The following is a 12343-nucleotide window of genomic DNA, read 5'->3' as shown; positions in this document are numbered from 1 at the left end:
AAGCCTCACAAGAGTTTGAATAATGCCACCCCTTATGAAATACTCACCGCTTATTTCAATCAACCTATCTGTAAACAACTCTGAGATTTCTTACATCTAGGATGAATTCTGTGAGGGTTGTCTTACCGCTACCAGGGGCGCCTGTAATAAGCAAAATTGGGTATTCATTGTTTGGGAAACAGGCGTTCACCATGAAAGCCAGTAACAGCAACTGATCATTCTCATTGCTAACCGGCGCATACTTCCAAAAAAGATCAAAATCCGCTTTAACATTATGTTGATAATCTAGCTCACCAATATACTTGGAGCTTCTGAACTTGACTCTTCTACCTTTTACACATTGAATGCCATTCTTTTTATCCTTAGTGATTCTGATTTGACGATTACCTGAACCTCTATTGATATATAAGCAGTCATTTCCCATCGTATATCTTATTTTGATGTCTTCCTTATCCTCAACTTGTATTGCGAGCGCTTTCAATTCATCCATAATGCTATGGATCCTTGACTTGGATGGCTTTTCATTTTTCTCGATCAATCTCAGCGTGATAAGTTCGTATAATTCTTCCGAAGGTATGAGTACTACACGTTGGACATCATTTAACACGCAGGCAAAATTTTTATTGCCGTCTTCGTCTTTAAAAATTTTACACTTGCCAAATGGCTCTAATTGGAACTGCATGGTTATTACTCCTTAATTTGTAGATTTATAGTTGGTTGGTAGATGGATAATTCGATCAGGACACGTCACGTTAGCTTTCTGCTGAGTGCGTGGCCTTTAGCCTGTTATGGTTTTTTCCATCCTGCCTATTTACTAAATGCTAAAAACTTTGGATCGCCAATTTGTCACCAATAACCTTTAAGGCGACAAATTGACGACCAGTTTTATTCACCGAAATTAACCACGATTTGTGCTAGTTTATTTTTTGGGTTCCTCTAGCTCTAGCCCTCTTTTTTCCAACCAAGCAGTTACTGCGGCTTCTGAATAACCTACGGCCCTGGCACCGATTCGAATTTTTGGAACAAAATCGCCCCGTGCTTCTAACCTGATAATTGAACTACGAGAGACCCGGAGCATATTTACGAGACCATTCATTCGAATGATTTTTGTCATATAAAAATTACTCCTTGCAAAAAATGACTAATAGAAATGAGTTTTCTCATCTCGCTCTTGCAGCCGAATTTGTCGTTTTTGAAACGTACAGCTTCGGTGCGAGATGTCTTTACAAAGTCATTCTTTACAGGGATAAGCCTTATAAATGGGGAAATTGAGACTAGAATTAATAGAAAGCTATGTGATTGGTAAATTAATAGAAAAATTAAACTTCTTAATAGAAAATAGGAGTTAATAGAAATTCTTATGGGGTATGAATAGAAAAAATGCTATGAAAAAAATTCTGCTTTTGTCGTTTGAAGAAATTCGATGTTATATTTAATAGAAATTTTTAAATAATCTTGTAGCACGTACATTATTCCGAATAGATAGTGATTCACCACCATCAATAAATTTTCTATGGGTAAGGGATGGCAAAAAAGAAACTTGAAAATGAGGAAGATACTTTCGACGTAAAGGATGCTTTAATAAAAAAACTAAAGAAGCTCGAATTCGTTGGCGCAAAATAGTTAAATCCAATGAATTGGAAAGATACGAATTCCAAGGTGAATCTGAGCGTAGCCCTAAAAAATACTTGTACTTAGTAAAACCTGGGGCGTGGTGGGAGGAAATGCAGGCAGAAATAGAAAAGCTTGAGGTTAAGATAAAAAATGCCGGGTTTGTGGGACGGAAGAAACCTCGTAAATTATGGTTACCAGAACTGATCCAAGATGCCGCAATAATTACAATTAAAACTTATCAGGCCAGATCTTTAAGGGTTGTTTTGTCAGAAGCTGCGGCTGATTTCGCGCACAAAGAAGGCTTAAAAGCAGCAGAAATTAAAAAGACTGTGATAAAAAACGGAAGAAAGAAGCGTAGTATTGATTCAAAGACCGGATTAAATTATAAACTGCGCGTGATAACGGCATCATCCAAAATAAATTATCATGGTTTCCCAAATTGGACAGTCTGTTTATGTTCCAATGAAAAACTCCCTGAAGTATATGAAGAAGCGCCAGAATACACTCCCAAGAGTAAAGCAAAAATACCCTTATGCGAAAGTAAGGATGGCAATAGGGTTTTAGTTGGATGGAAGAAATCTACGAAAGAGGATTCAAGTCCGACAATCTAAATTATCTGTAATTGGAATAAGTCTGTAAGGTTGTTGTCACTATCGCCAGACTAGCCGTGCAGAGGCTGGCTAGCGATAATTTATCTTATCGCTGGTTTATTGAGAATGGGCTGTTCAAAGAAATCCGCCCCATCCATCGGTTTTTGTGACAAAGGGTGTTTCAACATGTAAGATTTACTAGGCAACGGTGTCATATTTTGCCAGTATTAAATTATAAAAATCTCTGCATAACCGGTTATCTCAGTCATATAAAACTGATAACCGTTCGAATTTCAATGCTACAAGTGATCAGAAAAGCTCAAAAACAAAGTTATGCGGCAGTTGACTATGCTTTATCAAGAGCGCATCATTTTGTTGAATTGAGCAGTTATGTTGATTGGGTTTTTCGATAGGGAAAAGTTACTTATTGTAAAATTCCCGGAATTCACAGCATAACTGCAAGCGAGTCGGTAGGGCAGTGGACTCTGATTTGATTTATCTTCTTTGGGCCTGGAAGGTGGCAACAAAACGTAGAAGCATTAAATCAAAATCAACAATGGGGTAATCACATGCAACTTGGAATGATTGGTCTTGGACGGATGGGAGCCAATCTGGTCCGTCGTTTGACGAAGGACGGCCACTCGTGCGTGGTGTATGACGTTAATGCCGCGGCCGTCAAGGCGCTTGCAGGTCCTGATATCCGGCGCGCTGCTTCGCTTAATGATTTTGTTGCTAAACTCTCCCACCCTCGTGTTGTCTGGGTGATGGTTCCCGCGGGTGTCACCGGCAAGACAATTTCGGATCTGGTGCCATTGCTTGCCGTCGGCGATATCATTATAGATGGCGGCAACAGCTATTATCGCGATGATCAAGTACGCGCCAAAGCCCTCAAGCTGCGCGGTATCCATTTCGTCGATTGCGGCACCAGTGGCGGTGTATTCGGACTCGAACGCGGATATTGTTTGATGATCGGCGGAGATGATGACGTCATTCGGCATCTCGATCCGATTTTCAAGAGCATTGCTCCAGGCATCGCCGCCGCCGCACGTACAGTCGGCCGCGATGACGCAGCCGGTACCGAAGAACATGGCTACCTGCACTGTGGCCCGGTCGGTGCAGGCCATTTCGTGAAAATGGTTCACAATGGCATCGAATATGCTCTGATGGCGGCGTATGCCGAAGGACTCAATATTCTCAAACATGCCGATGTTGGTCTGCGTTCCAGAACCCAGGATGCTGAAACCACTCCGCTACGTGATCCAGAAGCGTACCAATACCCCATCGACATCGGTAAAGTAGCCGAAGTCTGGCGGCGGGGCAGCGTGATCTCGTCCTGGTTGCTTGATTTAACGGCGGCAGCGCTGGTCGAGGATGCGGATCTGAAGCAATTTTCCGGACGTGTTTCGGACTCGGGCGAGGGACGCTGGACTACGCTAGCCGCCGTCGATGAAGGCGTGCCGGCGCCAGTCATTAGCGCTGCGTTATTCGGGCGTTTCGAGTCCCAAGGGGAAGCCAATTACGCCGATCGTATTCTCTCGGCTATGCGCAAGCAGTTTGGCGGCCATGACGAAAAGCAAACAGACACTTCATGACATGAACAAGTCCAGCAGCAATCTGATGCCATCCGATGCATTGGTGCTTTTTGGCGCGACGGGTGATCTTGCCCATAAGAAGATATTTCCCTCGCTCTATAGGATGGTCAAGCGAGGTATGCTAAGGATTCCGATAGTCGGTGTGGGTTTTTCAGGCTGGAGCCTAGCGCAACTGCACGACCGGGCCAAGGATGGAATAACACATTTTGTAAAGGACATCGACTCGAATGCCTTAAGCCAATTACTCTCGTTGCTGCGCTATGTCGACGGTGACTATAAGAATCCGCAGACGTTTCAAGCACTCAAACAAGCGCTGGATGGCGCTATGCATCCAACCTTCTATCTGGCCATTCCTCCTGCCTTCTTCGCGGCAGTGATCAAGGATCTAGGCTGCACCGGTTTGACTGAGCATGCCCGTATCATCGTGGAAAAGCCTTTCGGACGTGATTTAGTCTCGGCGCGCGAACTCAATCATGCTGCACATCTGGTTTTTCCGGAAACTTCGATTTTTCGCATCGACCATTTCCTTGGCAAGGAAGCCATTGAAAATATCCTGTATTTCCGGTTTGCAAATTCGTTCCTGGAGGCGATCTGGAATCGCAATTATGTGGCGAGTGTCCAGATTACCCTGGCGGAGGATTTTGGCGTAGAAGGCCGGGGTAGCTTTTACGATCAAGTTGGCTGCCTGCGCGACGTGGTTCAGAATCATTTGTTCCAGATAGCGGCTCTGTTGGCGATGGAACCTCCTGCTGGGCGGGACTTTGAAGCGCAGCGCAGTGAAAAAGCCAAGGTATTTCAGGCGATGCATGTACTCCAACCGGAAGATCTGGTAAGAGGCCAGTTTGAGGGCTATCTGCAGGAACCTGGAGTTGCTAAGGATTCCGATACAGAGACTTATTGTGCCCTGCGTCTGTTCATTGACTCTTGGCGCTGGGCTGGCGTGCCGTGGTATCTGCGCTCAGGGAAATGCTTGGCTGGGAGCGTTGCAGAGGTTCTCGTGCAATTCAAGGTGCCGCCTCAGAAATTGTTCGAAGATGCTTGGCCAGTGTCTGGCCGGGCGAATTATTTGCGTTTCAAGTTATCCCCGTGCCCCGCTATTGCGTTGGCCGCGCGCGTCAAACGCGTAGGGGAAGAATTTGTCGGCGATCAAAAAGAACTTTATCTGCTCAACGCTCAGCCAGATGAACAAATGCCTTATGAACGGCTTTTGGGCGATGCGTTGGCCGGTAACGGCCTGCTTTTTACCCGGCAGGATGCGGTAGAAGCTGCGTGGGCGGTTCTTGATAAGGTTTTGACGCAACATCAGCCAGTCCGTCTGTATAAACCCGGTAGCTGGGGGCCGCATGAAGCTGATGAGCTTATCAAGATGGATGGCGGATGGCACAATCCCGAGTTTGATCCTGTGAGTATGTGAATGTCTGAACAACGTTCTGAGGAATGTAAGTGGTTATGAAAACACCAGCATCTCATGCGATTCTTGTCATTGATGTGGGCGGAACACATATCAAAGTATTAATGGCCGGACACAACACGCCACTCAAGCTACCGTCCGGCCCAGCGCTGACCCCGAAACAGATGGTCAATCGGGTCAAGGATGTGACGCGAGATTGTAAATATGATCGCGTATCGATTGGTTATCCAGGCGTCGTGATTGGCGGGCGCTCAGTTCACGATCCATTTAATCTTGGTCCTGGTTGGGTTGGTTTTGATTTCCGGAAATCATTCGGTTGCCCTATAAAACTGATTAATGATGCCGCAATGCAGGCACTCGGCAGCTATGATCAAGGACGCATGCTGTTTCTTGGACTAGGTACAGGGCTGGGATCGGCGATGGTAGTGGATGGGATGCTCGAACCCATGGAACTGGCCCATCTTCCTTACAAGCATGGAAAAACATATGAGGATTATCTGGGCCGGCGCGGGTTGGAAAAAATGGGTAAGAAGAAATGGCGGCAATGCGTATTGAAGATTGCTGTTAAATTGAAAACCGCTCTGGAAGCCGATTATGTCGTGTTAGGAGGCGGAAATGCCAGAAAGCTTAGAAAGCTTCCTCCAGATCTGCGCGTGGGTGACAATGATAACGCTTTTATTGGAGGCCTGCGCCTATGGGATACCTCATGCATGGGAAGAATTGACACCTGATCAAACATACCATGAGCAGGCGAGCTCTCAATTACGATGGATTAACGGGCGTGCCAGCGAATACCGGAAATTGATTACATTGTGCGGGGAAAGTTTATGACCGGCGCTGAACTCGATCAGTTGTCCATCAACACTATCCGCACGCTGTCGATCGACGCCGTGCAAGCAGCCAATTCTGGTCATCCCGGCACGCCCATGGCGCTTGCGCCCCTTGTATACACGCTTTGGAATCGCGTCATGCGATTCGATCCGCAGGATCCGATCTGGCCCAATCGAGACCGGTTTGTGTTGTCGAACGGACACGCATCAATGCTGTTGTGGTCGGTGCTGCATCTGACGGGTACGCGCGCGGTTAACGCGGATTACGAGAGATTGGGGCAGCCTTCGGTGACGCTGGAAGACATACGCCGTTTCCGGCAGCTTGGCAGCAAAGCGCCCGGTCACCCTGAGTACCACTGGGTATCCGGTGTAGAGGCCACTACGGGTCCGCTCGGGCAAGGCATAGCAACCAGCGTCGGTATGGCAATTGCCAAGAAATGGCTTGCTAGCCGCTATAACAAGCCGAATTTCAGCATCTTCGACTATGATATCTACGCTATCTGTGGCGATGGAGACCTCATGGAAGGCGTAGGATCAGAAGCAGCTTCATTGGCTGGCCATCTTGGCCTTGATAATCTTTGCTGGATCTATGATAACAATCACATCACCATTGAAGGCAGCACCCAGCTTACATTCACCGAGGATGTGGCGGCGCGGTTCCTCAGTTATCATTGGAATGTCCTGCGCTTGGACGATGCCAACGACATCGAACAAATCGATCATGCTCTGAGGGTATTCCGCAAAACTAAAGACCGGCCCACGCTCATCATCCTCGGCAGCCATATTGGTTACGGTTCACCGCACCGGCAGGATACCGCCGCAGCCCATGGTGAGCCGCTCGGCCCGGACGAAGTCCGTTTTACCAAACGTGCCTACAGTTGGCCCGAGGATGCGCAATTCCTGGTGCCGGAAGGGGTACGCGAGCACTTTGCTGATGGCATTGGCAAGCGCGGCGCATCAGCACGCCGTGCCTGGACAAATTTGTTCGCTGATTATCGCAGCCAATACCTTGAACTTGCCACTGAGATCGAGCAGATGCAGCGACGCGAATTGCCGGTTGGGTGGGATCGCAATCTACCGGTCTTTCCCGCGGATCCCAAAGGATTGGCAGGACGGGAAGCTTCCGGGAAGGTACTGAATGTGCTGGCGCAGAACATTCCTTGGCTGCTCGGCGGTTCTGCGGATTTGGGTTCGTCAAACAAAACCTTGTTGACCTACCCGGGCGCGGAAGATATTCAGGTTAACACGCCGGGAGGAAAGAACCTGCACTTCGGCATCCGCGAGCATGCCATGGGCGCGATCGTGAATGGCTTGTCGCTATCCAAGCTGCGGCCTTATGGCGCTACCTTTTTCATTTTCAGCGACTACGCGCGGCCTGCGATTCGTTTGTCGGCCCTGATGGAATTACCAGCTATCTTTGTATTGACCCATGACGCCATGGGCGACGGGGAAGATGGCCCGACGCATCAACCTATCGAGCATCTGGCCTCTTTGCGCGCCATTCCTGGCCTGACGTTGTTACGTCCCGGCGACGCCAACGAAGTGGTTGAGGCGTACCGTGTCATCATGCAGTTGCGTCACCGTCCGGCGATCTTGGTGTTGTCGCGCCAAGCGCTTCCGACGCTGGATCGCAATAAATATGCGCCAGCTTGTGGTGTGGCATGCGGAGCCTATGTGTTAGCTGACGCACCAGGCGGCAAGCCTGAGATGATCCTGATCGCAACCGGTAGCGAGCTTAGTCTTGCTGTGCAGGCGCATGAAACGCTCAGCAGCGAAGGCATCCACTCCCGTGTAGTATCCATGCCATCATGGGATATCTTTGAGCATCAAACACAGGAATATCGCGACAGCGTACTACCTCCGGCTGTGCAAGCGCGGATTACGATTGAACAGGCATCCACCTTCGGTTGGGAACGCTATGTGGGCAATAACGGCCGCATGATCGGCATGCAGACTTTCGGTGCTTCAGCTCCGCTGAAGGAACTGCAGAGAAAATTCGGCTTCGAGCCGGAACGGCTGGTGACCATGGCAAAAGGAATGTTGGGAAAGACATAGTAAAATTTAACGATCGCCAACTTCTTGAGAATAGTCATTTTTGAGTTGTTTCTGGTAATGTTTTCAGCGATTCTCTGAGCGGATCAAACTGTTCTTTCCGCTAAACCGGTTTTATAGTGAATTGTACAAGGAATCCTATGCAAGCACCCCAAGCTACTTTCTCCTATCCAACCTGGGCCCACGCCGGTAAAGATATGGTCGGCACCAGCCTTGGATCTTCACGTCTTTGGTTCACTGTCGCAGAAGGTATCGTTACCGAAATTTACTATCCGCGGATCGATATTCCTCAAATCAAGGATCTTGGTTTCATCATTGCTGATGATCAAGGGTTCTGGGTAGAGCTCCGCCGTCTTGCAGATTATCAAATCAGCCTGCCAAAACCTCACATACCCGCTGTTGAGATTGTGCACCGGCACTCACGCTTTACCTTCACTGTGCAAATTTGCCCGTCGCAGCGGCGGGATGTGCTTCTGCTGCGCTACAAATTGGAGGGAGATACGAGCCTGCGTCCTTATGCGCTTTTATCGACCCGCTTGGGCGGTGATGCGGAAAACAATCTGGCTACCGTTGCTGAACACAACGGGCGCAGAGTCCTGCAGGCGGAGCAGGGGCCTTTTGGCTTGGCGCTCATGGCGAGCAGGGAAACGGGTGCTGATGCCTGGGAACGTTGTTCGGTCGGCTGCACTGAGGAAAGCGATGGCTGGCAGGATTTCAACCGGCACGGACGCATGACATGGGAGTATAACAGCGCTGGACCAGGCGCTGTTGCGCTGATGGGTGAATTGCCAAGTCAGGCGACACTTGCGCTCGGCTTTGGAACCACGATGAATTCGGCAGCTACGCTTGCAATGTCCAGTTTGTTTGAGGATTTCTCAGCCATCTGGAACGCTCAATGCCGAGCTTGGGAGACATGGTTCAAAAATTGCCATCTTCCCGATTTACCTCCTGATTTGCAGCGGATGCTTGCACTTTCCGGCACGGTTCTGAAGGTTCATGAGGATCGCACCTATTGCGGCGCCATGGTGGCAAGCCTGGCTGTACCCTGGGGTGAAGATAGTCAAAGTCGCGGCGGCTATCACCTGGTGTGGTGCCGTGATTTGGTAGAAACCGCAGGTGCGCTGGTTGCAATGGGTTCGCTTGAAGATGCCCGCAATGTACTGCGCTACCTGATCGCTACGCAGCAAACGGATGGGCATTGGCTGCAGAATCAGTGGCTCGGGGGAAATGCCTTTTGGCAAGGAATCCAGCTGGACGAAGCCGCCTTCCCAGTTCTGCTGGCCTCTGCGTTACGCGAGTGCGGCGCGATGGAAGGCATGCGATGCGAGGATATGGTCAAGCGGGCGTTACGTTTCATCGCTCGTGAAGGTCCGGTAACCGGGCAGGATAGATGGGAAGAGGATTCCGGTGTGAATACCTTCACACTCGCGGTGGCCATTGCTGCGCTTGTTGAGGGCAGCACTTTTCTCGATGGTGAAGGGCGGGAATTTGCGTTGTTGCTGGCTGATAACTGGAATGCACGCCTGGAGGAGTGGACATTTGTAATTGCTACACCGCTCGCTCAAAAGCTAGGGGTCGCGGGGTATTACATACGTATCGCCCCAGACGATGTGCTGGTGCACGAAGGCGCCCTGGCCGAGCATGTGCTGATCAAGAACCGTACACAGGATCCCAATTTACCGGCCGATGAACAGATCGCAACCGATTTCCTGCAACTGGTACGTTATGGGTTGCGACGGGCAGATGATCCGTGCATTCTCGATAGCCTGAAAACCATCGATCAGCTGCTTAAAATTGATACCCCGAGCGGTCCTGTCTGGCACCGCTATAACGGCGATGGCTATGGAGAGCACCAGGATGGCAGCGCTTTTGATGGTGTCGGTTGTGGGCGGGGATGGCCGCTCCTGACCGGAGAACGGGGTCATTATGCACTTGCGGCAGGAGAAGACCCGCTGCCCTACCTTGAGGCCATGGCAGCCATGACCGGTACTGGTGGCTTGCTGCCGGAACAAGTATGGGATAGCGCGCCTATCTTAGCACATCATCTGAATCCGGGGAAACCAAGCGGTTCCGCCATGCCCTTAGTCTGGGCACATAGTGAATTTATCAAACTGTGCTACAGTCGTGCACTCGGCTGTCCAGTCGACCGGCCCGCCGCTACCTGGAACCGCTATCATGGGGTACGCCCGCAAATTACTCATGATATTTGGGGTCCGCGCTATCGTCCACGCCACATTCGTAGAGGCAACAATTTGACCATTGCGCTCAGAGCGCCAGCACTCGTGCATTGGGGGATCAATTCATGGCAAGACGCTCAAGATCTGGATACCAGGGATACGGGGCTTGATATACACGTGGTTGATCTGCCGGTCACCGCACTCAAGGACGGGGAAACAGTGCAGTTTACCTTCTACTGGTTGGATCAAAAAAAATGGGAAGATACTGAATATGAAGTGCTGATTACAGAATGAGCAGCTAAAAAGATACCGGGCAAGCTATCTAGCATTAAGGCCGTTCCGCCCTCAGTCAATAATTCCTCAAATTCCGTGATCTGATTAGAGCGCTGTTTGACCACCTTGTCCGAAATGAGATCGTGCACGCGGGTAATCACAGCACATCCTCGTAGTGTGAGCGGTTGAAAATGTCGATCTGGTCTTTTGCGGGCACCTTCTGATGCACGCGCCACAAAAAATCATGATCGAGTTCTTCCGCTGATGGGGGTTTTGAACGTCACTACTTTGCTCCCCTGTGTCGATTCACGCCGGACATCACATGCTTGATCACGCCATCCTTGCCCGCTGGTATCCATGCGCTGCAACATGATCAGCAAGGCGCGGTCGCCATTGGCATAAAGGCATTCCTGAATAATCGCCGGTGTCGTCAGGGTCGAAATGAGAGAGGGTTAGCTTGTTTCCGGGTTTTACTTAATAGTTTTTCATTCTGCTGCTTCCAGAGTGAGTTTGAGAAATGTTTCAATCTATTATTAGGTGAGTATGTTACATGTAGTGGATGTGAAGCTAATCGATATGCAGTAGTGTATCCGTACTAGATTTCGATGGATTTTGGCGCAAACAAGGCATTAATTAATTCAGTAATGTAAAAGACGAATTTTAGAGTCACTCTTGGAGGAAAAATCGCTTGTTGATCAGGATGATATGCTATGTTTCGTAGATTCCTTTTATAAGAAAGAAATTGTTAGCTCATCAAGGTCGTTTGGAATTCCTGTTTCAGATTTGGCCAGCCTGGAAGAATCTGCTTCTCTCTATACCAGTCGTGCTGCAGAGAAACTTCGTCGTCAGCAATCGTACGCCGGAGTGATACACGTGTATATTCGCACCAGTCCGTTCAATTCCAGGCAAAAATATTATGCCAATGGAATGAGCATTCCATTATCAACACAAACTGACAGCACCCTAATACTGACCAAAGCAGCCTTATGGGGATTGCGCAAAATTTACCGCCGTGGTTATCACTACCAAAAAGCGGGCATGATGCTGTCAGAACTGGTATCCCGGCAAATTGATCTCTTCGGGTCGGTCGATACTGATACTAGAACCAGTCAACTGATGCGCGTCATGGATCAGATCAATGCCCACATGGGGCGAGGCACGCTAAAACTTGCATCCGAGGGATTCAAGCAGCCCTGGAAGATGAAACAGGGGAATAAAAGTCCTAATTACACTACGTACTGGGATGAGTTGATTTGTGTCATGAAATGAGCGGTGTTTTTTACTTCAATTAGCAGCAATTCTTACCGTTCTTAACCAGCTTCATCGAAATTAATTTGCTATGAACGATAGAGCAGTAAAAATTGCCTACATGCTTGCAATCATCGGAGGTGCTGTTTTATGGCAAGCAACAGCAATGATAAGCGGTAAAGCCGAAGCCTGGGATGCTTCGTCTTACTGGACTGTGACCTATCCGCTTTCAATTATTTTAACCGGATGGCTCGGTTACCAATTTCCCGAAAAGCCGTGGCGCTGGGGATTCTCTGTCTTGTTTGGGCAAGCGGGTATGATGATCCTGTCCAATTCAGATTATAGTTTATTGCCGTTGGGAGTGATTCTGTTTGGCTTGCTTGCATTACCCGCAGCAGGATTGGCACAGATAACTGCCAAGCTACGTTTGTCCAGCCAGAAACAATAAAGATGAATGCTGGTAGTCTAATCCCACAATTAACAGATTCCGCTGAAGGAATTCCATCGATGATTAATCGAATTATCCCAAATTTTTTTGATGGGATGATTGAAGGGA

11 protein-coding genes are annotated in these 12343 nt (G+C 48.9%); 8 read left to right on the top strand and 3 right to left on the bottom strand.

What is annotated here, in order from left to right; genetic code table 11:
• Positions 1–64 precede the first annotated feature (64 nt).
• Both BLU57_RS04900 and BLU57_RS04895 read right to left on the bottom strand, forming a co-directional pair.
• Positions 65–682, bottom strand: coding sequence for a nucleoside/nucleotide kinase family protein (locus tag BLU57_RS04900; protein ID WP_090317079.1), 618 nt, complete (start codon positions 680–682; stop codon positions 65–67).
• A 237-nt stretch (positions 683–919) separates the two neighbouring features.
• A complete protein-coding gene (locus BLU57_RS04895; RefSeq protein WP_090317076.1) occupies positions 920–1114 on the bottom strand; it encodes a helix-turn-helix transcriptional regulator in 195 nt (64 codons plus the stop codon).
• Positions 1115–1637: 523 nt separating this feature from the next.
• On the opposite strand from BLU57_RS04895, the gene BLU57_RS04890 reads away from it, so the two are divergent.
• The 6 genes from BLU57_RS04890 (at position 1638) to BLU57_RS04865 (ending at position 10560) form a co-directional block, all read left to right on the top strand.
• A complete protein-coding gene (locus BLU57_RS04890; RefSeq protein ID WP_090317071.1) occupies positions 1638–2225 on the top strand; it encodes a hypothetical protein in 588 nt (195 codons plus the stop codon).
• A gap of 548 nt (positions 2226–2773) precedes the next feature.
• The gene (gene gnd, locus BLU57_RS04885) at positions 2774–3796 is read left to right on the top strand and encodes a phosphogluconate dehydrogenase (NAD(+)-dependent, decarboxylating) (protein WP_090317068.1); all 1023 of its coding nucleotides are present in this window, start codon (positions 2774–2776) and stop codon (positions 3794–3796) included.
• Positions 3768–5210 (top strand): glucose-6-phosphate dehydrogenase, encoded by a 1443-nt coding sequence (zwf, locus tag BLU57_RS04880; protein ID WP_371113141.1) that lies wholly within the window; start codon positions 3768–3770, stop codon positions 5208–5210. The genes gnd and zwf overlap by 29 nt, the downstream gene beginning before the upstream one ends.
• A gap of 35 nt (positions 5211–5245) precedes the next feature.
• Positions 5246–5938 carry an ROK family protein gene (locus BLU57_RS04875; protein ID WP_090317065.1) on the top strand — a complete coding sequence of 231 codons (693 nt, stop codon included), beginning with the start codon at positions 5246–5248 and terminating at the stop codon, positions 5936–5938.
• Between the two features lie 96 nt (positions 5939–6034).
• On the top strand, positions 6035–8092 hold the full coding sequence (gene tkt, locus BLU57_RS04870) for a transketolase (RefSeq protein ID WP_090317061.1): 2058 nt from the start codon (positions 6035–6037) through the stop codon (positions 8090–8092).
• A 137-nt stretch (positions 8093–8229) separates the two neighbouring features.
• Positions 8230–10560, top strand: a complete 2331-nt coding sequence (locus tag BLU57_RS04865; protein ID WP_090317058.1) for a glycoside hydrolase family 15 protein — start codon at positions 8230–8232, stop codon at positions 10558–10560.
• Between the two features lie 136 nt (positions 10561–10696).
• Here BLU57_RS04865 and BLU57_RS16440 read toward each other — a convergent pair whose 3' ends face one another.
• Positions 10697–10768, bottom strand: a complete 72-nt coding sequence (locus BLU57_RS16440; protein ID WP_256334363.1) for a hypothetical protein — start codon at positions 10766–10768, stop codon at positions 10697–10699.
• Positions 10769–11211: 443 nt separating this feature from the next.
• On the opposite strand from BLU57_RS16440, the gene BLU57_RS04855 reads away from it, so the two are divergent.
• The gene (locus tag BLU57_RS04855) at positions 11212–11808 is read left to right on the top strand and encodes a DUF4113 domain-containing protein (protein WP_256334362.1); all 597 of its coding nucleotides are present in this window, start codon (positions 11212–11214) and stop codon (positions 11806–11808) included.
• A gap of 100 nt (positions 11809–11908) precedes the next feature.
• Positions 11909–12235, top strand: coding sequence for a hypothetical protein (locus BLU57_RS04850; RefSeq protein ID WP_256206112.1), 327 nt, complete (start codon positions 11909–11911; stop codon positions 12233–12235).
• The last annotated feature ends 108 nt before the right edge of the window (positions 12236–12343 follow it).

Source organism: Nitrosomonas oligotropha (assembly GCF_900106555.1).
GTDB lineage: Bacteria > Pseudomonadota > Gammaproteobacteria > Burkholderiales > Nitrosomonadaceae > Nitrosomonas > Nitrosomonas oligotropha_A.
This window is presented reverse-complemented; position numbering and strand designations above follow the sequence as displayed.